The organism is Pseudomonas neuropathica (genome assembly GCF_015461835.1).
Taxonomy (GTDB): domain Bacteria; phylum Pseudomonadota; class Gammaproteobacteria; order Pseudomonadales; family Pseudomonadaceae; genus Aquipseudomonas; species Aquipseudomonas neuropathica.
Genome location: NZ_JACOPX010000003.1, coordinates 240,043 through 264,624 on the forward strand (window position 1 = coordinate 240,043; position 24,582 = coordinate 264,624).

The 24,582-nt window shown below is 58.4% G+C and carries 25 protein-coding genes; 20 read left to right on the plus strand and 5 right to left on the minus strand.

Annotation, left to right across the window (positions count from 1 at the left end):
- The first annotated feature begins 30 nt into the window (after positions 1-30).
- From secA to H8F23_RS04955, 4 genes are all read left to right on the plus strand, one after another.
- Positions 31-2,766: a preprotein translocase subunit SecA gene (gene secA, locus H8F23_RS04940; RefSeq protein WP_093430502.1), complete on the plus strand. Its 2,736-nt coding sequence runs from the start codon at positions 31-33 to the stop codon at positions 2,764-2,766.
- A 122-nt stretch (positions 2,767-2,888) separates the two neighbouring features.
- On the plus strand, positions 2,889-4,106 hold the full coding sequence (gene argJ / locus H8F23_RS04945; protein WP_194933612.1) for a bifunctional glutamate N-acetyltransferase/amino-acid acetyltransferase ArgJ: 1,218 nt from the start codon (positions 2,889-2,891) through the stop codon (positions 4,104-4,106).
- A gap of 158 nt (positions 4,107-4,264) precedes the next feature.
- Positions 4,265-4,897, plus strand: a complete 633-nt coding sequence (locus H8F23_RS04950) for a glutathione S-transferase family protein (protein ID WP_194933613.1) — start codon at positions 4,265-4,267, stop codon at positions 4,895-4,897.
- Entirely contained in the window at positions 4,894-5,841 is a 948-nt protein-coding gene (locus H8F23_RS04955; RefSeq protein WP_194933614.1) for a Nudix family hydrolase, read from the plus strand. Before H8F23_RS04950 ends, H8F23_RS04955 begins: the two co-directional genes overlap by 4 nt.
- Before the next feature lie 113 nt (positions 5,842-5,954).
- On the opposite strand, the gene H8F23_RS04960 is transcribed toward H8F23_RS04955, so the two are convergent.
- From H8F23_RS04960 to H8F23_RS04970, 3 genes are read right to left on the minus strand one after another with little or no spacing between them, the layout of a single operon-like run.
- Entirely contained in the window at positions 5,955-6,539 is a 585-nt protein-coding gene (locus tag H8F23_RS04960) for a cob(I)yrinic acid a,c-diamide adenosyltransferase (RefSeq protein ID WP_194933615.1), read from the minus strand.
- Between the two features lie 3 nt (positions 6,540-6,542).
- Positions 6,543-8,579 carry a sensor histidine kinase gene (locus H8F23_RS04965; protein ID WP_194933616.1) on the minus strand — a complete coding sequence of 679 codons (2,037 nt, stop codon included), beginning with the start codon at positions 8,577-8,579 and terminating at the stop codon, positions 6,543-6,545.
- Positions 8,580-8,624: 45 nt separating this feature from the next.
- A complete protein-coding gene (locus H8F23_RS04970; RefSeq protein ID WP_194933617.1) occupies positions 8,625-9,542 on the minus strand; it encodes a putative 2-dehydropantoate 2-reductase in 918 nt (305 codons plus the stop codon).
- A 140-nt stretch (positions 9,543-9,682) separates the two neighbouring features.
- Here H8F23_RS04970 and H8F23_RS04975 point away from each other — a divergent pair, with 140 nt between their 5' ends.
- Both H8F23_RS04975 and H8F23_RS04980 read left to right on the plus strand, forming a co-directional pair.
- Entirely contained in the window at positions 9,683-10,168 is a 486-nt protein-coding gene (locus H8F23_RS04975; RefSeq protein ID WP_007912755.1) for a YajQ family cyclic di-GMP-binding protein, read from the plus strand.
- A gap of 181 nt (positions 10,169-10,349) precedes the next feature.
- Positions 10,350-11,192 (plus strand): mechanosensitive ion channel family protein, encoded by an 843-nt coding sequence (locus tag H8F23_RS04980; RefSeq protein WP_034153426.1) that lies wholly within the window; start codon positions 10,350-10,352, stop codon positions 11,190-11,192.
- A gap of 119 nt (positions 11,193-11,311) precedes the next feature.
- Here the strand turns inward: H8F23_RS04980 and H8F23_RS04985 are convergent, their stop codons facing one another.
- Positions 11,312-12,661 (minus strand): OprD family porin, encoded by a 1,350-nt coding sequence (locus tag H8F23_RS04985; RefSeq protein ID WP_038366660.1) that lies wholly within the window; start codon positions 12,659-12,661, stop codon positions 11,312-11,314.
- Between the two features lie 890 nt (positions 12,662-13,551).
- Between H8F23_RS04985 and H8F23_RS04990 the strand changes: the two genes are divergently transcribed.
- Complete coding sequence (locus H8F23_RS04990) at positions 13,552-13,977, plus strand: HIT domain-containing protein (protein ID WP_194933702.1); 426 nt, start codon at positions 13,552-13,554, stop codon at positions 13,975-13,977.
- A gap of 3 nt (positions 13,978-13,980) precedes the next feature.
- Positions 13,981-14,187 carry a SlyX family protein gene (locus tag H8F23_RS04995; protein ID WP_194933618.1) on the plus strand — a complete coding sequence of 69 codons (207 nt, stop codon included), beginning with the start codon at positions 13,981-13,983 and terminating at the stop codon, positions 14,185-14,187.
- A gap of 70 nt (positions 14,188-14,257) precedes the next feature.
- Here the strand turns inward: H8F23_RS04995 and H8F23_RS29105 are convergent, their stop codons facing one another.
- Positions 14,258-14,860 carry a cold-shock protein gene (locus H8F23_RS29105; RefSeq protein ID WP_007912746.1) on the minus strand — a complete coding sequence of 201 codons (603 nt, stop codon included), beginning with the start codon at positions 14,858-14,860 and terminating at the stop codon, positions 14,258-14,260.
- A 311-nt stretch (positions 14,861-15,171) separates the two neighbouring features.
- On the opposite strand from H8F23_RS29105, the gene H8F23_RS05005 reads away from it, so the two are divergent.
- The 12 genes from H8F23_RS05005 to tolA all read left to right on the plus strand — a co-directional run bounded on the left by H8F23_RS05005 (position 15,172) and on the right by tolA (position 24,578).
- A complete protein-coding gene (locus H8F23_RS05005) occupies positions 15,172-15,642 on the plus strand; it encodes a Dps family protein (RefSeq protein ID WP_038366640.1) in 471 nt (156 codons plus the stop codon).
- A gap of 184 nt (positions 15,643-15,826) precedes the next feature.
- Entirely contained in the window at positions 15,827-16,165 is a 339-nt protein-coding gene (locus tag H8F23_RS05010; protein ID WP_093430492.1) for a ribbon-helix-helix domain-containing protein, read from the plus strand.
- 132 nt (positions 16,166-16,297) lie between these two features.
- On the plus strand, positions 16,298-16,519 hold the full coding sequence (locus H8F23_RS05015; RefSeq protein ID WP_093430491.1) for an FmdB family zinc ribbon protein: 222 nt from the start codon (positions 16,298-16,300) through the stop codon (positions 16,517-16,519).
- A 100-nt stretch (positions 16,520-16,619) separates the two neighbouring features.
- Positions 16,620-18,395, plus strand: a complete 1,776-nt coding sequence (gene aspS / locus H8F23_RS05020; RefSeq protein WP_053123083.1) for an aspartate--tRNA ligase — start codon at positions 16,620-16,622, stop codon at positions 18,393-18,395.
- A gap of 129 nt (positions 18,396-18,524) precedes the next feature.
- Positions 18,525-19,271 (plus strand): YebC/PmpR family DNA-binding transcriptional regulator, encoded by a 747-nt coding sequence (locus H8F23_RS05025; protein ID WP_007912738.1) that lies wholly within the window; start codon positions 18,525-18,527, stop codon positions 19,269-19,271.
- A gap of 156 nt (positions 19,272-19,427) precedes the next feature.
- On the plus strand, positions 19,428-19,955 hold the full coding sequence (ruvC, locus tag H8F23_RS05030) for a crossover junction endodeoxyribonuclease RuvC (protein ID WP_007962095.1): 528 nt from the start codon (positions 19,428-19,430) through the stop codon (positions 19,953-19,955).
- 114 nt (positions 19,956-20,069) lie between these two features.
- Positions 20,070-20,678: a Holliday junction branch migration protein RuvA gene (gene ruvA, locus H8F23_RS05035; RefSeq protein ID WP_034153418.1), complete on the plus strand. Its 609-nt coding sequence runs from the start codon at positions 20,070-20,072 to the stop codon at positions 20,676-20,678.
- A complete protein-coding gene (ruvB, locus tag H8F23_RS05040; RefSeq protein WP_007912736.1) occupies positions 20,679-21,740 on the plus strand; it encodes a Holliday junction branch migration DNA helicase RuvB in 1,062 nt (353 codons plus the stop codon).
- 127 nt (positions 21,741-21,867) lie between these two features.
- Positions 21,868-22,335, plus strand: a complete 468-nt coding sequence (ybgC, locus tag H8F23_RS05045) for a tol-pal system-associated acyl-CoA thioesterase (protein ID WP_194933619.1) — start codon at positions 21,868-21,870, stop codon at positions 22,333-22,335.
- Positions 22,325-23,020: a protein TolQ gene (gene tolQ, locus H8F23_RS05050; RefSeq protein ID WP_008080223.1), complete on the plus strand. Its 696-nt coding sequence runs from the start codon at positions 22,325-22,327 to the stop codon at positions 23,018-23,020. Before ybgC ends, tolQ begins: the two co-directional genes overlap by 11 nt.
- A 23-nt stretch (positions 23,021-23,043) precedes the next feature.
- Positions 23,044-23,496: a protein TolR gene (tolR, locus tag H8F23_RS05055; protein ID WP_161806672.1), complete on the plus strand. Its 453-nt coding sequence runs from the start codon at positions 23,044-23,046 to the stop codon at positions 23,494-23,496.
- Positions 23,496-24,578, plus strand: a complete 1,083-nt coding sequence (tolA, locus tag H8F23_RS05060) for a cell envelope integrity protein TolA (protein WP_093430487.1) — start codon at positions 23,496-23,498, stop codon at positions 24,576-24,578. The genes tolR and tolA overlap by 1 nt, the downstream gene beginning before the upstream one ends.
- Positions 24,579-24,582: the final 4 nt, after the last annotated feature.

Genomic DNA, 24,582 nt, shown 5'->3' on the forward strand with positions numbered 1-24,582 from the left:
CATCCCTTTAGTGTGGAAGATCCTGCCGATATGTTTGCGCCTTTGTTAAAGAAACTTTTTGGAAGCAAGAACGAGCGTGAAGTCAAACGCATGCTCAAGACGGTGCAGCTCGTCAATGCCTTCGAAGAGCAAATGGTGGCCCTTTCGGACGATCAATTGCGCGCCAAGACCGCTGAGTTCAAGGCCCGCATCGCCAAAGGGGAAACCCTCGACAAGCTGTTGCCAGAAGCCTTTGCGGTCGCCCGCGAAGCCGGCAAGCGCATCATGGGTATGCGCCACTTCGACGTACAGCTCGTCGGTGGCATGACCTTGCACGAAGGCAAGATCGCCGAAATGCGCACCGGTGAGGGTAAAACCCTCGTAGCGACCCTGGGTGTTTACCTCAACGCACTGTCCGGCAAGGGCGTGCACGTTGTGACGGTGAACGACTACTTGGCGCGTCGTGACGCCAACTGGATGCGCCCGCTGTATGAATTCCTCGGCCTGACCGTCGGCGTCGTGACGCCGTTCCAGCCGCCGGAAGAGAAGCGTCTGGCCTACGCCGCCGACATTACCTACGGCACCAACAACGAATTCGGTTTCGACTACCTGCGCGACAACATGGCGTTCAGCATGGAAGAAAAATTCCAGCGCGAACTCAACTTTGCCGTGATCGACGAAGTCGACTCCATCCTCATCGACGAAGCGCGTACCCCGCTGATCATTTCCGGTCAGGCCGAGGACAGCTCCAAGCTGTACATGGAGATCAATAAACTGATCCCGCAGCTGGAACTGCACGTTGAAGAAGTCGAAGGCGAAGTCACCAAGGCTGGCCACTACACCGTTGACGAGAAGACCCGTCAGGTTGAACTCAACGAAGCCGGTCACCAGTTCATCGAAGACATGCTCACCCGCGTCGGCCTGCTGGCTGAAGGCGAGAGCCTGTACTCGGCACACAATTTGGGCCTGCTGACCCACGTGTATGCCGGTCTGCGTGCGCACAAGCTGTTCAATCGCAACATTGAATACATCGTGCAGGATGGTCAGGTCGTACTGGTCGACGAACACACCGGTCGTACCATGCCGGGTCGTCGTTTGTCCGAAGGCCTGCACCAGGCCATCGAAGCCAAGGAAGGCCTGAACATTCAGGCCGAGAGCCAGACCCTGGCCTCGACCACCTTCCAGAACTACTTCCGTCTATACACCAAGCTGTCCGGCATGACCGGTACCGCGGACACCGAAGCGTTCGAATTCCACCAGATCTATGGTCTGGAAGTCATGGTCATTCCGCCGAACAAACCGTTGGCGCGTAAAGACTTCAACGACCTGGTGTTCCTGACCGCCGAAGAGAAATACGCGGCCATTGTTGCGGACATCAAGGAAAGCATGGCGGCCGGTCGTCCGGTGCTGGTGGGTACTGCGACCATCGAAACCTCCGAGCACATGTCCGCATTGCTCGTGAAGGAAGGCATCGAACACAAGGTTCTGAACGCCAAGTTCCACGAAAAAGAAGCCGAGATCATCGCGCAGGCCGGTCGTCCGGGTGCACTGACCATCGCCACCAACATGGCCGGTCGTGGTACCGACATCCTGCTGGGCGGTAACTGGGAAGTTGAAGTCGCGTCGCTGGAAGACCCGACCCCTGAGCAGATTGCCCAGATCAAGGCCGACTGGCAGAAGCGCCACCAGCAAGTGCTGGAATCCGGCGGTCTGCAGGTGATCGCCTCCGAGCGTCACGAATCCCGTCGTATCGACAATCAGCTGCGTGGCCGTGCCGGCCGTCAGGGTGACGCCGGTTCCAGCCGCTTCTACCTGTCGCTGGAAGACAGCCTGATGCGTATCTTCGCTTCTGATCGAGTGAAGAACTTCATGAAAGCCCTGGGCATGCAGCCGGGCGAAGCGATCGAACACCGCATGGTGACCAACGCGATCGAGAAGGCGCAGCGCAAGGTTGAAGGCCGCAACTTCGACATCCGTAAGCAACTGCTCGAGTTCGATGACGTCAACAACGAACAGCGTAAAGTGATCTATCACATGCGTAACACGTTGCTGGCCGCCGACAACATCGGTGAAACCATCGCCGATTTCCGTCAGGACGTGCTCAACGCCACCGTCAGCGCGCACATTCCGCCGCAGTCGCTGCCTGAGCAGTGGGACGTGGCCGGTCTGGAAGCTTCGATTGCCAGCGACTTCGGCGTGACACTGCCGATCCAGCAGTGGCTCGACGAAGACGATCACCTGTACGAAGAAACCCTGCGCGAGAAGCTCATGACCGAGCTGATGGCGGCGTACAACGAGAAAGAAGACCAGGCCGGTGCCGACGCACTGCGCTCGTTCGAGAAGCAAATCGTACTGCGCGTACTGGACGACCTGTGGAAAGACCACCTGTCGACCATGGACCATCTGCGTCACGGTATCCACCTGCGTGGCTACGCCCAGAAGAACCCGAAGCAGGAATACAAGCGCGAGTCGTTCACGCTGTTCTCCGAACTGCTCGACTCGATCAAGCGCGACTCGATCCGTGTGCTGTCGCACGTTCAGGTGCGCCGCGAAGATCCGGAAGCCGAAGAGCAACGTCTGCGTCAGGAAGCCGAAGCACTGGCCGCCCGCATGCAGTTCGAACACGCCGAGGCCCCTGGTCTGGAGCAACCGGAAGTACTGGGTGAAGAGGTCGATGTGGCTCTCGCCACCGCGCCGGTTCGCAACGAGCAGAAGCTGGGCCGCAACGAACTGTGCTACTGCGGTTCGGGCAAGAAATTCAAGCATTGCCACGGGCAGATCCAGTAAACCCCGTTTCAACTGCTGAAATACCCGCGCCGCGACCGGCTCCTGCCGTCGCGGCGTTTTGCCATTTAAACCACCGTCGCTGCGAGTGACGGTGCTGACATCATTGAGTAAGGAGCGCATTCATGGCTGTTGGTCTTGGTCCTTTGCCAACGTTGCACCCGGTTGCCGGTTTTGAACTCGGTATCGCCTCGGCCGGCATCAAGCGCCCCGGGCGCAAAGATGTCGTTGTGATGCGCTGCGCCGAGGGCTCGACCGTGGCGGGCGTGTTCACCTTGAACGCCTTTTGTGCCGCGCCAGTGATCCTGGCGAAAAAACGCGTGCAGAACGCCGTGCGTTATTTGCTGACCAACACCGGCAACGCCAACGCCGGCACCGGCGAACCTGGCCTGGCCGCCGCTGAACGTACCACCGCCAAACTGGCCGAGCTGACTGGCGTTGATGCCAGCCAGATTCTGCCGTACTCCACCGGTGTGATTGGCGAGCCGCTGCCGGTCGAGAAGATCGAAGGCGCGCTGCAAGCCGCACTGGATGATCTGTCGGAAAACAACTGGGAAGCCGCTGCTACCGGGATCATGACCACCGACACCCTGCCGAAGGGCGCCAGCCGCCAGTTCGAGCATGACGGCGTGACCATCACCGTGACCGGCATCAGCAAGGGCGCGGGCATGATCCGTCCGAACATGGCGACCATGCTCGGCTACATCGCCACTGACGCCAAAGTCTCCCGCGACGTCCTGCACAGCTTGATGCTCGACGGTGCGAACAAGTCGTTCAACCGCATCACCATCGACGGCGACACCTCGACCAACGACTGCTGCATGCTGATTGCGACCGGCAAGGCTGCTCTGCCGGAAATCACCCGTGCCGAAGGCGAGCTGTTTGCCAAACTCAAGCAAGCGGTGTTCGAAGTGTGCATGGACGTGGCCCAGGCCATCGTGCGTGACGGCGAAGGCGCGACCAAGTTCGTCACCGTTGAAGTCAACGGTGGCGGTAACCATCAGGAATGCCTCGATGTCGGCTACACCGTGGCGCACTCGCCGCTGATCAAGACCGCGCTGTTCGCCTCTGACCCGAACTGGGGCCGGATTCTGGCTGCCGTCGGCCGTGCCGGCGTGCCGGATCTGGACGTGAGCAAGATCGACGTGTTCCTCGGCGACGTGTGCATTGCCAGCCGTGGCGCCCGTGCGGCCACCTACACTGAAGCGCAAGGCTCGGCGGTGATGCAGCAGGAAGAAATCACCATCCGTATCGAGCTGGGTCGTGGCGATTGCAGCGAAACCATCTGGACCACTGACCTGTCGCATGAATACGTCAAGATCAACGCTGAATACCGCACTTGATCTAATCTGAGACCGAGTCGCCTGCATCGCCAGCAGGCTGGCTCCCACAGAGATCTGTGTCATTCACAAATCCCATGTAGGAGTGAGCCTGCTCGCGATGGCGACCTGTCAGGTACCGAAGATTCCGGCCTGTCCCTCCTGATGAAAGGCACCCCATCATGTCCCTGCACCTGATCATCGGCGACAAACTGCTTTCCTCCTGGTCCCTACGCGCCGCCCTGGCCGTTGAACTGACCGGCGCACCCTACAGCGAAGAACTGATCAAACTCGGCAAGCCCGACACCCGCGCGCTGCTGCTCAAGCACTCGCCGACCGCCAAGGTCCCGCTGCTGCAAACCTCGCGCGGCACCATCGCTGACTCCTTAGCCATCGCCGAGTACCTCGCCGAGCAGTTTCCGTCCGAGCAACTCTGGCCGACAGATGTATTCGCCCGTGCCCAGGCGCGATCCGCCTGCGCCCAAATGCACAGCGGCTTTTTCGCCATGCGCAATCATATGCCCTTCAACCTCAATCATGACGCGCCGCTGAACCCGGTGCCGCCAGAAGTGAAGGTCGACATCGAACGCATGCTCGCACTGTGGGCCGAATGCCGCGCCGCCGCGACCGAGAGCGGGCCGTACCTGTTTGGTCGGGTGAGTCTGGCCGATGCCTTCTTCGCACCGATTGCCGTGCGTCTGCGCACCTACCAAGTGCAGTTGCCGGCCACCGACGAAGCCTATGTTGAAACCGTCTACCAATGGCCCGCCTTCAAAGCGTGGCAAAAGGCTGGACTGGAGGAGTTGAATCCGTGAAACGCGTACACGTCGCCGCTGCGGTCATTCGTGACAACAGTGGCAAAATCCTCATCGCCCGCCGCGCCGACACCCAACATCAGGGTGGTCTGTGGGAGTTTCCCGGCGGCAAGGTCGAGGCGGATGAGTCGGTCGAAAGCGCACTGGCCCGTGAGCTGCACGAAGAGTTGGGCATAGTAGTTAGCTCAGCCCGCCCGCTGATCAAAGTGCGTCACGATTACCCCGACAAACAGGTATTGCTGGATGTCTGGGAAGTCTCGGCCTTCACCGGCGAACCTCACGGTGCCGAAGGGCAGCCGTTGGCTTGGGTCACGGCGAAGGAACTGGTGAGCTACGAATTCCCGGCCGCCAACCAGCCGATCGTTGCGGCGGCGCGTTTGCCGGCGGAGTACCTGATTACTCCTGAGGATCTGGAAACCCCGGCTCTACTGCGCGGTATCCAGAAGGCGATTGCCGGTGGGATCAAACTGATCCAGTTGCGCGCGCCGAACGGCTATGACCCCAAATATCGCGATCTGGCTGTCGATGCAGCCGGGCTGTGCGCGGGCAAGGCGCAGTTGATGATCAAAGGGCCGTTCGAGTGGCTCGGCGATTTCCCGTCTGCCGGCTGGCACATCACCTCAGCACAGCTGCGCAAATACGCGGCGGCGGGGCGGCCGTTACCGGCGGAGCGCTGGTTGGCGGCGTCGTGCCACAACGCTGAAGAACTGGCGCTGGCCGAGCAGATGGGTGTGGACTTTGTGACCTTGTCGCCGGTGCAGCCGACACTGACCCATCCGGATGCTCAGCCGCTGGGCTGGGAGCAGGCTGGGGCGTTGATTGAAGGTTTCAGTAAACCGGTGTTTCTGTTGGGCGGAGTTGGCCCGGCGGAGCGCGAAAAAGCCTGGGGCGTTGGTGCGCAAGGCGTGGCGGGGATTCGCGCGTTCTGGCCTGACTCTCTGTAAAGGCTGCCGGCCCATTCGCGAGCAAGCTCGCTCCTACAGTTGACCGCGTTCTACCTGAAGTAACGCGGTCAACTGTAGGAGTGAGCCTGCTCGCGATGGCGTCCTATAAGGCACTACTTTTCTGCAGGTTTTGCCGCCGGCTGCCACAAAATCTCCGCAATCCCCTGCCGCCGCGCAATCAACCGTGCCGCCACAAACAACAAATCCGACAACCGATTGATATACGCCAGGCCAACCCCGGCCAATGGCTCGATCGCATTCAAATGCTGACAACGCCGCTCGGCACTCCTGGCCAGACTCCGGCACACATGTGCCTGCGCAATCAACATTGAGCCACCCGGCAGAATGAAATTTTCCAGCGGCCCCAACTCCTCATTCCACACGTCAATCGCCGTTTCCAGGCGTTCGATTTCCGCCGCATTCAACGCCTGATACGCCGGCATGGCCAGCTCGCCACCGAGATCAAACAAGCGATGCTGACAAGGCGCCAACACCTCGATCAGTTCATTCAGTCCAGGATACGTGTCGCGTTCGGCAATCAACCCGGCCAATAACACGCTGACCTGACTGTTCAGCGTATCGACCTCGCCAATGGCCTCGACACGTGGATGGTCCTTGGGGACGCGGCGGCCATCGCCCAGTCCGGTTTCGCCTTTGTCACCGGTGCGGGTGTAGATTTTCGACAGGCGAAAGCCCATGGGTTACCTCGATAATGGATTGGTTTCGGCAGCAAGGGGCAGTGGTTGCGTCAGCGGCAGGCGCAAGGTGAAACACGTGCCTTGGCCCGGTGCTGACTGCACCTCCATCTGCCCTTTGTGATTGTTGGTAATGATGAAGTAAGACACCGACAAGCCAAGCCCGGTGCCCTGGCCGATTTCCTTGGTGGTGAAGAACGGTTCGAAGGTGCGTTTGCGCACGCTCTCGCTCATGCCGATGCCGTTATCCTCGACCTGAATTTCGGCCCACGGCGGATTAAGCTTGGTGCGCAGAATGATTCGCCCCGGCTCGCTGTCGTCTTCGCGCTGGTGAATAGCCTGTGCGGCGTTTTTCAACAGGTTGAGCAGCACCTGTTCCAGTTCGTTGGCGGTGCCCGGGACCGGGCCGAGCGCCGGGTCGAACTGGCGAATAATCGCTTGGCCCTTGAAGTCGAAGCCGATGGCCAGATCGAAGTCGTTGCCGGCGATGTCCACGGCTTGGTCGATCAGTGCCGGTAAGTCGCACGGCGCCATTTGTCGGGTGCTGCGACGGCTGAAGCTGAGCATGTGCGTGACGATTTTCGCCGCGCGGGCGCCGGCCTGTTGGATGCCGTCGAGCAGTTGCGGCACTTCGCGACCTTGCAGATAGCGGTTCACCGTGTCCAGTTCAATGCCCAGTTGCTCGGCGGTTTCGAGGTTCTTCGGCAGATCCGCGGACAGGCGTCGCCGGATGTTCTGCACGTTGTGCAGGATCGCGCCCAACGGATTGTTGATTTCGTGGGCCATGCCGGCGGCGAGGCCACCGACCGAGAGCATTTTTTCCGACTGCACCATCATTTCTTCCAGCGACAGACGCTGGGTGATGTCATCGATGCGGATCACCACGCCACGCCCGGCACCGCCCATCAATGGATAGAACGTCAGCGCGTAATGCTTCGGTTCTTCATCCTTGAACCAGGTTACCCGCTCGATTTTCGCCACAGTATGCTGCTCGACGGTCTGCTTGAGTTGCGGCAGAAACGGTTTGAGCGGTTCGAAGGCAAGGAAAATTGGCTGGTTCAGCGCTTCGTCCAGTCGCGTGCCGGAAAGGGCGCTGGCCTCCTGATTCCATTGGGTGACGTAAAGCTGCTCGTCGAGGGCGATCAGCGCCGAGGGCATCGAGTCGATGATGCTGTTGAGGTAGTTCTGGAAACCGGTGAGCTTCTTTTCGATCTTGCTGCGCACCTGGACTTCCAGTTCCAGCTTGCGGTTGGTGTGACGGGTTTCCTCGGCCAGCCCCTGGGCCTGATCGTAGGCGGCTTGCGAGTCATCGCGGGCACGCTTGAGCTGCTGCTCGCGGGCTTCGATGCGCGACAGCATGGTGTTGAACGCTTCGGCGAGGCTGCCGATTTCGTCATGATTGCCGCGTGAAGCGCGCAGGGCGTAGTTCTCCTCGCGGGTGACCTGGCGCGACAATTCCTCGAGTTGATGAATCGGCCGGGTGATCAGGCGTTTGATCTGCCGGGCAATCACCAGCCACAGCAACACGCTGAAAATCAGGATGCCGAGGCTTGCGGTCAGGGTGCCGGTGTAGAACGCCATCGGCAGCTCGCTGCTGGCTACCAGCAACAGATGGCCCGGCGCAGTGCCGGGGCGGGGCAGGGTGATCAACTGGTTGCTGCGAAACTCGGTCAGTTGCCACGCTTCGATGTGCCGATAGCGTTCTGGCAGGCTGAGTTTGTCGCCGCGCTGGACTTGCGCCAGGCGTTCGCCCTTGCCGTCATACAACGCGGCGGCGCGCAGTGGTGAATAACTATCGAGTTCTTTGAGCAGACGCTCGGCGCTTTGCGGTGATTGCAGCGCTTCGCTGACCAGGCTCGGGTTGGAAATCAGTCGGCCGATGGTCTGCAAGGCCTGTGGTGCCATGCTTTCCTGAGAGATGTAATAGGCGGCACTGATGAATGTCAGGTTGGCGACCAGCAATACAGTGGTCAACAGCACCAGGAGGGCGGCCAGCAGTTTCTGGCCGACCGGCAGGTTTTCGAGACGCTGGCGCAATGGCATCAGGTTTATCGCAACAAAGGAACAAGTGGCCAGCGTAGCCGCTGCTCAGTCGCTGGGCAATCCGAGGCTGTGCAGATGAGCGACCAGTCGTTGCTGCAATCGATTGAGGTGCGGCAGGTTCAACTGGTGGCGCGTGGCGACTTTGCAGGCGTGACCCAACAGATAGCTGATTTCGGTGCGGCGCTGGTTGGCGACGTCCTGATACATCGACGAGTAGTTGGCAGCCGTGGCGTGGATCACCCGTTCGACCTCCTGTTGCAGGTTGTCGGCGGCGGCGGGTTGGCCGCAGCGCTCGAGCAATTCGGCGAGTTCGGCGCACAGGGTGGCGACTTCGCAATGGTGCTCCTGCAAGCCACCGTTGCGGCAATGGTGCAGCACGGTCAGCGGATTGATCGCGCAGTTGAGCGCCAGTTTGCGCCACAACCGCGTAAGGATATCGGTGCTCCATTCGTGGGGGATCTTTGCCGCGTCCAGATCGTCCAGCCAGATCGGCGCGACCGGATGGCCCGCGTCGCCCAGCCAAGTGAATCCGTGACCGGCGAACACCACACGCCAGTCGCCATCGCGAAAGGCACCCTCGGTGCTTGAAGCGCTGATGCAGCGTGCCAGCGGTACACGGTTGGCGACGGCGTCCTGACTGCCGAGGCCGTTTTGCAGGAGGATCAGTTCGGCGTCCGCAGTCAGCCGTGGGGCGAGGCGGGCGACGGCGCTTTCGGCGTCGTAGGCTTTGCAGGCCACCAGCAAACGGCGGATTGGCTCGGGGCTGTCGGGTGTTTCCCCGGGCACGGCATAGGTGCTGGCCTGACCTTGTTCGACAAGCGTCAATCCGCCCACGGCTTCATAGCTGCGCAAGCGCTCGGCGTTACGCACGATCAGCCGGACCGGCAGGCCGGCCCGGGCCAGACGTGTGGCCCACAACATGCCGAGGCTGCCGGCGCCAAGAACGTGCCAGGGGGTGGCCATCAGTTTTTTGCTCGATTGCGTACAGGCATGTGCGGCTCGCCGTGTCGGTGGGAAAAGACCCGTTATAATGAGCCCGATTTTAACCGCAAGCCAAGCGCGCTCCATCCACATCGAGCGCGCCTTTTTATTGGAGAGATTACATGCCGTCGTTCGACGTGGTATCCGAACTGGACAAACACGAACTCACCAACGCGGTCGAGAACGCCGTGAAGGAACTCGATCGTCGTTATGACCTGAAAGGCAAAGGCAGCTTCGAGTTCAAGGAAAAGGACCTCACCGTCAGCCTGACTGCTGAAGCCGGATTCCAGCTGGAAGCAATGATCGAAATCCTCAAGCTGGCGCTGGTCAAGCGCAAGATCGACGTGCAGTGCCTTGAGGTCAAGGACGCTTACGCATCGGGCAAGCTGATGAAGCAGGACGCCGTGCTCAAAGAAGGCATCGACAAGGAACTGGCGAAGAAAATCGTCGGCCACATCAAGGACGCCAAACTGAAAGTGCAGGCCGCCATTCAAGGCGAGCAGGTACGCGTGACCGGCAAGAAGCGTGATGACCTGCAAGAGGCCATCGCGGCACTGCGGGCCAAAGAGTTCGGCATGCCCCTGCAGTTCAACAACTTCCGCGACTAAGCTCGGTCAGATGATCTGTGGGAGCGAGCTTGCTCGCGAAAGCTGTATGTCGTTCAGCAATGTGTTGACTGACACACCGCCTTCGCGAGCAAGCTCGCTCCCACATTGTTTTGTGTACACCCGGCGGTTTTCTGCCGCTTATTTTTCGCGTGCCGAATGGCCGGAAATCAGGAGATAGAACATGGATTTGAATGCTGAGGTGGACAACCTGGTCAAGGCGTCCCAGGCGTGGATTCCGATGATCATGGAATACGGCAGCCGCGTGCTGCTGGCCGTGATTACCCTGGCCATCGGCTGGTGGCTGATCAACAAGGTCACGCAAAAGCTCGGTGGCCTGCTGGCCCTGCGTAATGCCGATCTGGCGCTGCAAGGCTTTATCAGCAGCCTGGCGAACATCATTCTCAAAGTGCTGTTGATTGTCAGCGTCGCTTCGATGATCGGCGTTGAAACTACCTCCTTCGTTGCTGCGATCGGTGCGGCCGGTCTGGCAATCGGCTTGGCGTTGCAGGGCAGTCTGGCGAACTTCGCTGGTGGCGTGCTGATTCTGCTGTTCCGTCCGTTCCGTATCGGTGACTGGATCGAAGCGCAAGGCGTATCGGGTACGGTCGACAGCATCCAGATTTTCCACACCGTGCTGCGTACTGGCGACAACAAAACCATCATCGTGCCAAACGGCAACCTGTCGAACGGCATCATTACTAACACCAACCGTCAGCCGACTCGCAAAGTCGTATTTGATGTAGGCGTTGATTACGAAGCCGATCTGCAGAAGGCCCGTCAGGTGCTGCTGGACCTGGCCAAGGATGAGCGTGTGTTGCAGGATCCTGCACCTCAGGCCGTGATTTCGACGTTGGGCGACAGTTCGATCACTGTTTCCCTGCGTGTGTGGGTTAAAACTGCAGATTACTGGGACGTAATGTTCATGTTTAACGAACAGTCGCGTGATCGTTTAAAGACTGCCGGCATTGATATTCCGTTTCCACAGCGGGTGATTCGTGTGGTGCAGGAATCGGCAACACAATGATAGGTTGCTAATTAATTGCCTGACTTATCGGTCAGGCAACTATTGCAAGTGACAGGCAATAAAAAAGGCCCATCGCAAGATGGGCCTTTTTGTTGTTACCGCAAACTAAATGTTGGCGATTACAGGATCGACAGTGGGTAGTCGACGATCAAACGGAACTCGTTGACATCGCCTTCAGCCTGGTCGGTGTTACCACGGTGCCATGCTTGACGAATACGGAAGGACAGGTCTTTGGCAGGGCCGGCCTGAACAACGTATTTGGCTTCAAGGTTGGTTTCGTGATGCTTGCCATCTTCGCCATAACCGTAAGCACGGTATGGGCTGTCAGCAGCCATCTTGTCGCCGTCGATGTCCCAGCCCTTCACGTAACGGGTCATGAAGCTCAGGCCCGGAACGCCGTACTCAGCCATTTTCAGGTCATAACGAACCTGTGCAGATTTTTCGTTCGGACCGTTGAAGTCGGAGTACTGGATGGAGTTGGCCAGGAAGATCGAGTCGCCACCGCGGTTGTTGTCACCCACACCGACGTAGTCGAACGGCGTATCACCGTTGACCTTCTGGAAGGCCAGGGTAACGGTGTGTGCTTTCAGGAACGAGAGCGCAGTTGCCAGGGAGAACGTGGTGTTGCTGATTTCGCCTGCTTTTGCATCCCCGGTGTCGGTGGTGCGATAGATGTTGAAATCGGTGTTCAGCGAAGTGTCACCACTGATCGGGGTGGTGAGGTTCACGTTGCTGTAGTACTGGTTCCAGATGTCCTTGAACTTCGAACCATAGAGCGAGACGCTCAGGTTGTCGGTGATGCCGTATTTACCACCGGCGAAGTCCATGGTTTTGCCAGTGACAGGGTTTTCAGTGGTGCTGGAGTACTGCGAGTGCAGTTCGCCGCTGCTGTTCATCTCGTCCTGGCTGGAGGCCGAGTAGAAGTGACCTGCTTCCAGGTCCAGATTCTGGATTTCGCTGCTCTGCAGTTGGAAACCGGTAGCGGTCTGAGGAATCAGACGGGAGCCGCCGACGGCGAAGACTGGAGCGGTGCTTGGCTGGAACTCACCGAATTTCAGCTCGGTCTTGGAGATACGGGCCTTGATTGCTGCGCCTGCTTTACCGAGGGAGTCGTGGTTATGACCTTGGGAGTCAGTGCTCATGTTGCCCGAGCCGGTGGTGCCGTCGCCGCCATCAAGCTTGATGCCCAGGTAACCGAATGCATCAACACCAACACCGACGGTGCCTTGGGTGTAGCCGGAGCTGAAGTTGCTCAGGAAACCCTGGGTCCAGTCTTTCGAATCATTGGAGGTGGTGTTCTTCTTGTCGCGGTTGAAGTAATAGTTGCGCAGCAACACATCAAGCTTCGCGTCTTCAACAAAGCCTTTCGCTTCAGCCTGGTCACTTACAAACGGTGCGGCCGTAGCCACTTGAGTACTGGCGGCTGCAGCAACTGCCAGTGCGATCATGCTCCACTTCATCACGCGCATCGTGATTTGCTCCTTTGGTTTTAGAAGAGTACTGCCGTCCCACCTGTTTTATTATCTGGGCGGCTCTTTCTTTTTGTGTCGGCGCAAACTTATATCACGCCGACAATGTTGGCGATACTTGCTAATCCAACCTTTCAGCTTCTTTACGACGGTGTCGCAAATGGCGTGGTGGATGTCGCAAATTCACAGTACCGACGCAGCCGGACTGACAACTTTCTCGCTGTTTATGGGCCTTTTTGCATCGGTAAAAAAGAGTCCCTGGCAAAACACTTGAATCTCCATCGGGCAACCCTGCCACTGTTCTTATGGGGCTTAAGGCATCCACGTCCGGTGGTGCGCTTATAGTCCATATGGGTACGAATGCAACAAGCGTGCACAAACCGCAATTTCGTTGCGGTTATTTTTCTGAACACCCGCCTGCGCTTGTGAAAACCTTGTGAAAGCTGGGCTTCAAGCCTGATTTTTTCCGTGCTTGACGCCATTCCTCCTATGGTGTTGCCACACCGAGAAACGCGCGTGACAACCAAAAACGTTACCGGTTCACCCCGCCAGTGAGTATTTGGCGGATGCCCGACGCAGTGAGCGTAGACGCACTGTGCGGTTTTGGTGCAAAAAAATTTACAGCTGTTCTGAATTCATACAGCTTGAAGGGACATGACGCTGTACGTCTCTGCTGATTCTGGTCATTTTTTTGTGTTGAACGTCGATGTTGGTTCCGTGCTGGTGCGGCGCGCTCGCAAATGTCACATCTCGGGGCGTTGGCAGAGCGATGGGTTCACCGTCGTCGTGAAGGCTGGCGCATTCGCAGGTATGCTGCCGTCCTGTCGCTTGGTGCGCTGCCCATCGGGATGGCCGCTAAGCTGAATAATGATCAGCCGGGAGTGCGCGCAGTGTTTGCTTTAGATTCACGACTTCAACAGGACACGCTGACGATCGGTGATTTCCCTCTCTGCCGACTGCTGTTGTCCAATGATGCCAATTACCCTTGGTTCATTCTGGTGCCTCGTCGGGACGATATCAGTGAGTTGTTTCAGTTGGATGTCGCCGATCAACAGCAGTTTTGGCAGGAAACCACCGCGCTGGCTGAGCTGCTCAAGGATCTGTTCGATGCCGACAAAATGAACGTCGCGACCTTGGGTAACGTTGTCAGTCAGATGCATATGCATGTGATTGTGCGCAAACGTGACGACGCAGCCTGGCCGGCGCCGGTCTGGGGCAAACACCCGGCCAAGCCTTACAGTACCGAGCAGGTCGCCACCATTCGCGAACGGTTACGTCTGGTCCTGACTGAGCATTTCACTTTTTTGGAGGGCTGAGTCATGAGCCTGGAAGATCGCGTTACCGATCTGGAAAGCCGTCTGGCGTTTCAGGATGACACCATTCAGTCGTTGAACGACGTGCTGGTGGCGCAGCAGCGCGTGGTCGAGCGCCTGCAATTGCAGATGGCGGCGCTGCTCAAGCGTCAGGAAGAGATGGTCGGCCAGTTCGAGTCCTTCGAGGATGAGGCGCCACCGCCACATTACTGAGGCAGGCACTTTTCATCAGGCGTAAAAAAACCGCGAACAGCACGCTGCTCGCGGTTTTTTTATGCCTGGATCAGCGTCGCGGCAGCGCGGCGATCACGTCCTCGGCTTGCAGGCCCTTGTCCCGGTTCATTACCGAGAACTCCACGCGCTGGCCTTCGACCAGGACGCGGTGACCTTCGCCACGGATCGCGCGAAAGTGCACGAAGATATCATCGCCGGAATCGCGGGAGATAAAGCCGAAGCCTTTGGAGGTGTTGAACCACTTGACGGTACCGGTATCACGATTGGTCATGTCATAGCTGGTTGGAGCAGCAGCCGGTGAAGAACGATAGAAGCTGACGGCCAGGTGCAGGACCACGGCAACCAGCGCGATCACCAGAGTGAACAGCACGGCTGGCTGGCCGGCGATGACGGGCATCGGGGCGATCAGGGTCAAGGTTTGCAGGACGACGGTCAGTACCAGCAGCGCGCTGACCAGGTTTTGCAGATGCTGACGAGGGCCTTTGTTCCAGAAAGGAATCACTGGAGCAATCACCAGGTTCAGCAGGCCGAAAAAGGCCAGGTAAAGTGCATCGGGTTGTTGCAGGTAGGGAACGGCTTCGGATTTCAAGCTGGGTATGAACGACAGCAGCAGTGCCGCTGCGCCCATTAGCAGGTGGACGATTTTCAACATTTTGATTGGCTCACGTTTATGACGGCTCACAAGGAAGAGCTGAAGGCGCACGGTTCGCTTCGGAACAAAATAAGAGGCGGTGGACACGTTCACGGCATCAGCCTATGCGCAACGCCCCGAAAAATGGGGCATGGCGACACACTGCCTATTTAACAGCAAAGCCTGCGGCTACTCAAATCAGCCCGGCCAGCGGCATGCGTCGGTCGATTTGTCGCAGCACCTGCACCCGATCCGGGCTGCGGGGTGTCGGCAGGCTTGCTAGAGTGGGTCTGCACCTGTTGGATGAATTCAATCGCCGTTAGGGGGTAAACATGGCAATCGATATCGGTATCAGTGAAGAAGATCGCAAATCCATCGTCGAAGGCTTGTCGCGTCTGCTGTCGGACACCTACGTGCTGTATCTGAAAACCCACAACTTCCACTGGAACGTCACCGGCCCGATGTTTCGTACGCTGCACTTGATGTTCGAAGAGCAATACAACGAACTGGCGCTGGCCGTGGATTCTATCGCCGAGCGTATTCGCGCATTGGGCTTTCCGGCGCCGGGCGCCTATGCCACGTACGCGCGGCTTTCTTCTATCAAGGAAGAGGTGGGCGTACCGAGTGCCGAAGACATGATCAAACAGTTGGTCGATGGTCAGGAAGCCGTGACCCGCACGGCCCGTGGCATCTTCCCGCTGCTCGACAAGGTCAGCGATGAACCGACCGCAGACCTGCTGACCCAGCGCATGCAGGTTCACGAAAAAACGGCGTGGATGCTGCGCTCGCTGCTGGAGGCGTAATCCCCCCGGCGCGCGGGCCCGCCAGCAGGGCTCGTGCGCTGTCCGCAATCCTACCTGTGTCGTTGGCTTATCCTACGGTGTCGGTCAATAAGTCGTCTGGCTATAACTTTGTGTCTGCGCTTTTATGAAAGCCACAGGATGTGACTTTTCAAACAAGCAGAGATGGCAAAGGAGTGTCACCGATATGGCAGAGGGAGACAGGCGAGGCGACAGGATTGTCGGCTTGCCCCATGAATTGAAAGTTGATCCGTTCGTCAGCGAGTTCGACATGGCACTGGTTCAGCCATCGTCACGATCCGTGCGTCTGAACGGTTATGCGACCTGCCTGCGGCTGGAGCGGGTCTACTGGAACATCCTCGGCAATATGGCCGCAGATAACTGCTGTTCGATCAGCTCGTTGTTGTCCCACGTTGACCGCGAAGTGCATCTGCGTCACGGCGGGGTGAGAAATTTCAGCGCGCTGGTGCGGGTGGTGTGCGTCATGAACGGCGTCAAGCAGGCGGCAACTGCCGAATCGCTCTGAAACGGCGGTTGCAAACGAGGTCTCGGCCTGTGCAGTCTTACGGCTGCACAGGCTGCATTTAATCGATATAATCCCGCTCTTTCGCCGCAAAGCCCTGCGCGCGGTGGCAATCTGATCGCCGAGACACCCCCCATGCCGATGTACGATTACCAATGTGCTTCCTGTGGTCATCAGTTGGAAGCCATTCAAAAGATCAGCGATGCACCGCTGGTCGACTGCCCTGCCTGCCAGGCGCCAGAGCTCAAGAAACAGCTGTCCATGCCAGGCTTTCGCCTCAGCGGCAGCGGTTGGTACGAAACCGATTTCAAGACCGGGACCAAGAAGAATCTGGCCGGTGGCGACAAATCTGACTAGGGTTCAACCCCAGGTTGAACGACACGCGTGAGTTTCTGTATTGCTTTGAAAGCAACGGGATCTCCACCGAATATCGAATGACGAGAAGCGAACCATTATCATGATGCGCAGCCACTATTGCGGCCAACTGAACGAAAGCCTGGAAGGCCAGGAAATTACCCTTTGCGGATGGGTTCACCGTCGTCGCGACCACGGCGGGGTGATTTTCCTCGATATCCGTGATCGTGACGGTCTGGCCCAGGTGGTTTTCGATCCGGATCGCGCCGAGAGCTTCGCCGCCGCCGATCGCGTGCGCAGCGAATACGTCGTAAAGATCACCGGTAAGGTGCGTCTGCGACCGGCCGGTGCGACCAACGCCAACATGGCGTCGGGCATGATCGAAGTGCTGGGCTACGAGCTGGAAGTGCTGAACGAGTCGGAAACCCCGCCGTTCCCGCTGAACGAGTTCTCCGACGTGGGCGAAGAAACCCGTCTGCGCTACCGCTTCCTCGACCTGCGTCGCCCGGAAATGGCCGAGAAGCTGCGTCTGCGTTCGCGCATGACCACCAGCATCCGTCGCTTCCTCGACGAAAACGGCTTCCTTGACGTTGAAACGCCGATCCTGACCCGTGCCACCCCTGAAGGTGCGCGTGACTATCTGGTGCCAAGCCGTACCCACGCCGGTTCGTTCTTCGCCCTGCCGCAATCGCCACAGCTGTTCAAGCAACTGCTGATGGTTGCCGGTTTCGACCGTTACTACCAGATCGCCAAGTGCTTCCGCGACGAAGACCTGCGTGCTGACCGTCAGCCTGAATTCACCCAGATCGACATCGAAACCAGCTTCCTCGATGAAAAAGAGATCATGGGCCTGACCGAACAAATGATCCGCAACCTGTTCAAGGAAGTGCTGGATCTGGAATTCGGCGAATTCCCGCACATGACCTTCGAAGAAGCCATGCGCCGCTACGGTTCCGACAAGCCAGACCTGCGTATTCCGCTGGAACTGGTTGACGTCGCCGATCAACTGAAAGAAGTTGATTTCAAAGTGTTCAGCGGCCCGGCCAACGATCCAAAATGCCGTATCGCTGCTCTGCGCGTACCAGGCGGCGCAAGCATGCCACGCAAGCAGATCGACGATTACACCAAGTTCGTCGGCATCTACGGTGCCAAGGGCCTGGCATACATCAAGGTCAACGAGCGCGCTGCCGGTGTTGAAGGTCTGCAATCGCCGATCGTGAAAAACATCCCGCTGGAAAACCTGAACGCCATCCTTGATCGCGTTGGCGCCGTTGACGGCGACATCGTGTTCTTCGGTGCCGACAAGGCCAAGATCGTCAGCGAAGCCTTGGGCGCACTGCGTATCAAGCTCGGTCACGACCTCAACCTGCTGACCTGCAAGTGGGCACCGATGTGGGTCGTCGACTTCCCGATGTTTGAAGAAAACGACGACGGCAGCTTCTCTGCGTTGCACCACCCGTTCACCGCGCCGAAGTGCTCTCCTGAAGAGCTGGAAGCCAACCCGGCTGGCGCTCTGTCCCGCGCCTACGACATGGTGTTGAACGGCACCGAGCTGGGTGGCGGTTCGATCCGTATCCACCGCAAGGAAATGCAGCAAGCGGTGTTCCGTCTGCTGGGTATCAATGAAGCAGAACAGGAAGAGAAATTCGGCTTCCTGCTCGACGCGCTGAAATACGGTGCACCGCCGCACGGTGGTCTGGCCTTCGGTCTGGACCGTCTGGTGATGCTGATGACCGGCGCCCAGTCGATCCGTGAAGTGATCGCCTTCCCGAAAACCCAGAGTGCTGCCGACGTCATGACGCAAGCGCCGGGTGTGGTGGATGCCAAGGCACTGCGCGAGCTGCACATTCGTTTGCGCGAAACGCCAAAGGCTGAGTAAGACGGGCCTGAAGGCGCATCTTCGGATGCGCCTTTTTTCTTTCTATAAAGAGCAGGTCGAGATTTTTTTGTTTGCTGGCCGCTGCATGAGCAGGGCGGGCAACGTTTCAAAGAGAATTCGGAGCGAGTTATGGCAGGTCATTCCAAGTGGGCGAACATCAAGCACCGCAAAGAACGTCAGGATGCCAAGAGAGGCAAGATCTTCACCAAGTGGATCCGCGAGCTGACCGTTGCAGCCCGTCAGGGCGGCGGTGATCCGGGTTCCAACCCGCGTCTGCGTCTGGCCCTGGACAAGGCGCTGAGCGCGAACATGAGCCGTGACATCATCGACCGTGCCGTGGCGCGCGGCGCTGGTGCCACCGAAGCGGATAACGTTGAAGAGCTGACCTACGAAGGTTACGGCCCGGGCGGTGTGGCGGTGATGGTCGAGTGCATGACCGACAACCGCAACCGTACCGCCGCAGCTGTGCGCCATGCGTTCAGCAAGTGCGGTGGTAACCTCGGCACCGACGGTTCGGTCGCTTACTTGTTTGAGCGCAAAGGTCAGATCAGCTTCGCACCGGGCGTTGATGAGGATGCACTGACCGAAGCGGCGCTGGAAGCCGATGCCGATGACGTGGTCAGCCACGAAGATGGTTCGATCGATGTGTTCACCTCGTTCACCAGTTTCTATGCCGTGCGTAACGCGCTCGAAGCTGCGGGTTTCAAGGGTGATGATGCGGAAATCGTCATGCAGCCAACCACCAGTGCCGAACTGGATCTGGAAGGCGCGGAGAAGGTACTCAAGCTGATCGACATGCTTGAGGATCTGGATGACGTGCAGAACGTTTATTCCAACGCGGATATTCCGGAAGACGTAGCTGCTCAGCTCGGTTGATGTAAATAGAAAGGTCGCAGTTTTTGCTGGCTCTACACTTCACCTGTAGGAGCTGCCGAAGGCTGCGATCTTTGTGTTTTTGAAAGATCAAAAGATCGCAGCCTTCGGCAGCTCCTACATGTACCCTCAGCTTTCGCATCAATTTCTGCAGGCGTTATGACTTTAATTCTTGGTATCGACCCCGGCTCGCGCATTACCGGTTACGGGATTGTTCGTGATACCGGACGTGGCGGCTGTATCTATGTGGCCTCGGGCTGCATCCGTACCGGTGCGGGCGAGTTGCATGAGCGCCTGCAAATCGTCTATCGCGGTGTACGCGAGATCATCCAGACCTACGGACCGGTAACCATGGGCATCGAAAAGGTGTTTATGGCGAAAAACGCCGACTCGGCGCTGAAGCTGGGGCAGGCGCGCGGTGCAGCGATCGTCGCCGGTGCGGAAGAGTGCCTGGAGATCGCCGAGTACACGGCCACTCAGGTCAAGCAGGCTGTAGTCGGCACCGGCGCCGCCAATAAAGAACAAGTGCAGATGATGGTCATGCACATGCTCAAACTGACCAGCAAACCGCAAATCGATGCCTCGGACGCCCTGGCCATTGCCATTTGTCACGCGCATACGCGCTCCAGTCTGCTGCCGCACGGTCTGGGAACGGCACGCAGTCGTGGCGGGCGCCTGCGTCTCTGATAGCATCAGCATCAATTTTCCTGAAAGCGGTTTTTGGCGCCTGGGTCGTCGGCCCGAAATCCGCCTTTCGACAGTCGCCAGCCCACGGCTGGCCAACGCTCAAGGATCTGAAACGTGATTGGACGCTTGCGCGGCACCCTGGCTGAAAAACAGCCGCCGCACCTGATTCTGGATGTAAACGGCCTCGGGTATGAGCTGGAAGTGCCCATGACCACGCTTTATCGCCTGCCGTCGGTCGGTGAACCGCTGACCTTGCACACGCATTTGGTCGTACGCGAAGACGCGCAATTACTCTATGGTTTTGCCGGCAAGCGTGAGCGAGACTTTTTTCGCGAGTTGATCCGTCTCAATGGTGTCGGGCCAAAATTGGCCCTGGCCTTGATGTCGAGTCTGGAAGTCGACGAGTTGATCCGCTGCGTGCAGTCTCAGGACACCTCGGCGTTGACCAAGGTGCCGGGTGTCGGCAAGAAAACCGCTGAGCGTCTGCTGGTCGAACTCAAGGATCGCTTCAAGGCCTGGGAAACGACGCCGGCCATGTTCGCGCTCGTGCCGAACCAGCCGGATGGCCCGGCGCCGGTCAATACCGCTGAGAACGATGCGGTCAGCGCGCTGATTTCTCTGGGCTATAAACCGCAAGAAGCAAGCAAGGCGATTACCGCTATCAAGGACAAGAACTTGAGCAGTGAAGACCTGATCCGCCGCGCCCTGAAGGGAATGATTTAAGTGATTGAAGCTGATCGTCTGATCACCGCCGCGCACAGCCCGCGCGAGCGCGAAGAAGTCCAGGACCGCGCCATTCGCCCGGTCAGTCTGGCCGACTACATTGGCCAGCCGACCGTGCGCGAGCAGATGGAACTGTTCATCCAGGCCGCCCGTGGCCGTAGCGAATCCCTCGACCACACGCTGATCTTCGGCCCGCCGGGTCTGGGCAAGACCACGCTGGCCAACATCATCGCCCAGGAAATGGGCGTATCGATCAAGAGTACTTCAGGGCCGGTGCTTGAGCGTCCGGGTGATCTGGCGGCGCTGCTGACCAATCTTGAACCGCATGACGTGTTGTTCATCGACGAAATCCATCGTCTGTCGCCGATCGTTGAAGAAGTGCTGTACCCGGCGATGGAAGATTTCCAGCTCGACATCATGATCGGTGAAGGGCCGGCCGCACGTTCGATCAAGCTCGATCTGCCGCCATTCACGCTGGTCGGCGCGACGACTCGCGCCGGCATGCTGACCAATCCATTGCGTGATCGCTTCGGTATCGTCCAGCGCCTGGAGTTCTACAGTACGGCTGATCTGGCGACGATTGTCAGCCGTTCCGCGGCCATCCTCGGTCTGCCGCTGGATCCGGAAGGCTCGTTCGAAATCGCGCGCCGCGCCCGGGGCACGCCGCGGATCGCCAACCGTCTCCTGCGCCGTGTGCGCGACTTCGCCGAGGTGCGTGCCAAGGGCCATATCACCAAAGCGGTGGCAGACCTGGCGCTGAACCTGCTGGATGTCGACGAGCACGGTTTCGATCATCAGGACCGGCGTCTGTTGTTGACCATGATCGAGAAGTTCGATGGCGGCCCCGTTGGTATCGACAGCCTCGCTGCTGCAATCAGCGAAGAGCGCCACACGATTGAAGATGTGCTGGAGCCGTATCTGATTCAGCAGGGTTACATCATGCGCACACCACGGGGCAGGGTGGTGACGCGCCATGCGTACCTGCACTTTGGTTTAAACATCCCGTCACGAATGGGTGAAATGCCCGTGGCAGACGAGTTTCTCGATGCCGTGGACGATTGATACACATTTTTTGTCGATTTATTCAGGGTTTGTACGGTCATAGGACGGTACTTTTGCGGTAAAGCCCTGAAACCATGAAAAACAGTTGCCTGGCCGGATTGGCAACCTGAGGAGTAAGCACTAGAGTATGCGCGCGCAAAACGGGCTTGAGTCGTTCGCACATCGTTGTCGCGTTTATTACGAGGACACCGATGCGGGCGGCATCGTGTATTACGTTAATTACCTCAAGTTTATGGAACGGGCTCGAACCGAGCGGCTCCGCGAACTGGGCTTTGCCCAATCTGCGCTTGCCGGGGAGGACCTGTTGTTCGTCGTGCACTCCAGCGAAGCGCGCTATCACGCGCCGGCGCGACTGGACGACGAACTGCTGGTAAGCGCTGAAGTAATCGAATTGAACCGTGCCAGCCTGCGCTTCAAACAGCAGGTCAGGCGGGCTACGGATAATGTGCTGCTCTGTGAAGGGCAGTTTCTGGTGGCCTGTGTGCGCACTAACAGTTTGAAACCCCGGGCCCTTCCCGAAGACTTGCGTGCGGCCTTCGCCGACGCGGTCGGCCCGGGTACACACTCAAAGCAGGAGATAAAGCGTGGAAGCTAACGTCGTCGACCATTCCTCCATGTGGAGCCTGGTCAGCAATGCCAGCATCGTGGTGCAGTTGGTAATGTTGACCCTGGTGGCCGCATCGGTGACCTCATGGATCATGATCTTTCAGCGCAGCAATCTGCTGCGTGCCGGTCGACGTGCCCTGGAGAGCTTCGAAGAGCGCTTCTGGTCGGGTATCGATCTGTCCAAGCTGTACCGTCAGGCGGGCAGCAACCCTGACCCTGATTCGGGTGTGGAGCAGATCTTCCGCGCCGGTTTCAAGGAATTCTCCCGTCTGCGTCAGCAGCCAGGTGTCGATCCTGAAGCGGTCATGGAAGGCGTGGCCCGTGCCATGCGTGTAGCCATCTCCCGTGAAGAAGAGAAACTGGAGCAGAGCCTGCCGTTCCTCGCCACCGTCGGTTCGGTCAGCCCGTACATCGGTCTGTTCGGTACGGTGTGGGGCATCATGAACTCCTTCCGCGGTCTGGCCAGCGCCCAGCAAGCAACCCTGGCCACCGTGGCCCCGGGTATCGCCGAAGCCCTGATCGCCACCGCGATCGGCCTGTTCGCGGCGATCCCTGCAGTAATCGCCTACAACCGTTTCGCCGCTCGCAGCGAAACCCTGCTGGGCCGCTACTACACCTTCGCCGATGAATTCCAGGCGATCCTGCACCGCAAAGTGCACACCAGCGAAGAATAAGCAGGTATTTTCCAATGGCTTTAATCGCTCGAGCTCGCAAAAAGCGCAAGCCGGTCGCCGAGATGAACGTGGTGCCTTACATCGACGTGATGTTGGTACTGCTGGTCATTTTTATGGTGACCGCGCCGATGCTCAATCAGGGCGTGAAAGTTGATCTGCCCAAGGTTTCCAGCGAAGCCTTGCCGCAGGACAACAACACACAGGTCCTGACCATTTCGATCAAGGCTGACAAGACCTACTACTGGAACCTTGGCAGCGAAGTCGATACCGAGAAGCAACAGGACAGGGCCATGACCCTGCCGCAAATGACCGACGCGGTGACCAAGATCATTCGTGCCGGCACTGAAGGCGGCAAGCGTACCCAGGTCTTCATCCGCGGTGACAAGACCGTCGACTACGGTTCCGTCATGGGCGCCATGGGCGGGTTGCAGAAAGCCGGGGTCGGTAATGTTGGTTTGATTACCGAGGCCCCCTGATGCAGCAACAGCGAGAGCCGTCCGCCTCGGAAAGCTACTTCTGGCCTAGTGTTCTGGCAATTGTCCTGCACGTGCTGGTGTTCGGCATGCTGTTCGTCAGTTTTGCCTTTACACCAGAGCTGCCGCCGGCCAAACCGATTGTCCAGGCGACCCTCTACCAGCTGAAATCGAAAAGTCAGGCAACCACCCAGACCAATCAGAAGATTGCGGGTGAGGCGAAGAAATCCGCCGCGCGCCAGACCGAAGTCGAGCAGATGGAGCAGAAGAAGGTCGAGCAGGAAGAGATCAAGGCCGCTGCGGAACAAAAGAAAGAAGAAGCGGCTCAAAAAGCCGAGGAAGCCAAGAAGGCCGACGAGTCGAAGAAAGCAGACGAGGCGAAAAAGGCTGATGAAGCCAAAAAAGCCGACGAAGCCAAGAAGACCGCCGAAGCCAAGAAGGCTGAAGAGAAAAAATTGGCTGATATAGCCAAGAAGAAATCTGAAGAAGAAGCGAAAAAGGCTGCTGAAGAAGAGGCCAAGAAAGCCGCTGCTGAAGAAGCCAAGAAGAAGATCGTCGAAGACGCGAAGAAGAAAGCCGCCGAAGACGCCAAGAAGAAAGCTGAAGCTGAAGAGGCGAAGAAGAAAATCGCCGACGAAGCGAAGAAGAAAGCTGCTGCCGATGCTGCGAAGAAGAAAGCGCAGGATGCGGCACGTAAATCGACTGAAGACAAAAAGGCTCAGGCCTTGGCCGACTTGCTTTCCGATACGCCGCAGCGCCAGCAAGCCTTGGCCGATGAGCAGGGTGACGAAGTCGCGGGCAGTTTCGATGACCTGATTCGTGCGCGAGCGGCAGAAGGTTGGGCCCGTCCACCTTCGGCACGCAAAGGCATGACAGTTGTACTGCAGATCGGCATGTTGCCGGACGGTACGGTGACTTCGGTCAGCGTGGCCAAGTCCAGTGGCGATGGTCCGTTCGATGCGTCGGCAGTCGCGGCAGTTAAGAATATTGGACGTTTGACAGAAATGCAGGGAATGAAGCCGAGCGATTTCGCTCCGTATCGTTCATTCAAGATGACATTCACACCTGAGGATCTAGCCTTGTGAGAAA

Excerpts from the sequence above, each read along its gene's own strand:
- secA (WP_093430502.1), top strand. The coding sequence starts at position 31 with ATGTTTGCGCCTTTGTTAAAGAAACTTTTTGGAAGCAAGAACGAGCGT.
- argJ (WP_194933612.1), top strand. The coding sequence starts at position 2,889 with ATGGCTGTTGGTCTTGGTCCTTTGCCAACGTTGCACCCGGTTGCCGGT.
- H8F23_RS04950 (WP_194933613.1), top strand. The coding sequence starts at position 4,265 with ATGTCCCTGCACCTGATCATCGGCGACAAACTGCTTTCCTCCTGGTCC.
- H8F23_RS04960 (WP_194933615.1), bottom strand. The coding sequence starts at position 6,539 with ATGGGCTTTCGCCTGTCGAAAATCTACACCCGCACCGGTGACAAAGGC.
- H8F23_RS04965 (WP_194933616.1), bottom strand. The coding sequence starts at position 8,579 with ATGCCATTGCGCCAGCGTCTCGAAAACCTGCCGGTCGGCCAGAAACTG.
- H8F23_RS04970 (WP_194933617.1), bottom strand. The coding sequence starts at position 9,542 with ATGGCCACCCCCTGGCACGTTCTTGGCGCCGGCAGCCTCGGCATGTTG.
- H8F23_RS04975 (WP_007912755.1), top strand. The coding sequence starts at position 9,683 with ATGCCGTCGTTCGACGTGGTATCCGAACTGGACAAACACGAACTCACC.
- H8F23_RS04980 (WP_034153426.1), top strand. The coding sequence starts at position 10,350 with ATGGATTTGAATGCTGAGGTGGACAACCTGGTCAAGGCGTCCCAGGCG.
- H8F23_RS04985 (WP_038366660.1), bottom strand. The coding sequence starts at position 12,661 with ATGCGCGTGATGAAGTGGAGCATGATCGCACTGGCAGTTGCTGCAGCC.
- H8F23_RS04995 (WP_194933618.1), top strand. The coding sequence starts at position 13,981 with ATGAGCCTGGAAGATCGCGTTACCGATCTGGAAAGCCGTCTGGCGTTT.
- H8F23_RS29105 (WP_007912746.1), bottom strand. The coding sequence starts at position 14,860 with ATGTTGAAAATCGTCCACCTGCTAATGGGCGCAGCGGCACTGCTGCTG.
- H8F23_RS05005 (WP_038366640.1), top strand. The coding sequence starts at position 15,172 with ATGGCAATCGATATCGGTATCAGTGAAGAAGATCGCAAATCCATCGTC.
- H8F23_RS05010 (WP_093430492.1), top strand. The coding sequence starts at position 15,827 with ATGGCAGAGGGAGACAGGCGAGGCGACAGGATTGTCGGCTTGCCCCAT.
- H8F23_RS05015 (WP_093430491.1), top strand. The coding sequence starts at position 16,298 with ATGCCGATGTACGATTACCAATGTGCTTCCTGTGGTCATCAGTTGGAA.
- aspS (WP_053123083.1), top strand. The coding sequence starts at position 16,620 with ATGATGCGCAGCCACTATTGCGGCCAACTGAACGAAAGCCTGGAAGGC.
- H8F23_RS05025 (WP_007912738.1), top strand. The coding sequence starts at position 18,525 with ATGGCAGGTCATTCCAAGTGGGCGAACATCAAGCACCGCAAAGAACGT.
- ruvC (WP_007962095.1), top strand. The coding sequence starts at position 19,428 with ATGACTTTAATTCTTGGTATCGACCCCGGCTCGCGCATTACCGGTTAC.
- ybgC (WP_194933619.1), top strand. The coding sequence starts at position 21,868 with ATGCGCGCGCAAAACGGGCTTGAGTCGTTCGCACATCGTTGTCGCGTT.
- tolA (WP_093430487.1), top strand. The coding sequence starts at position 23,496 with ATGCAGCAACAGCGAGAGCCGTCCGCCTCGGAAAGCTACTTCTGGCCT.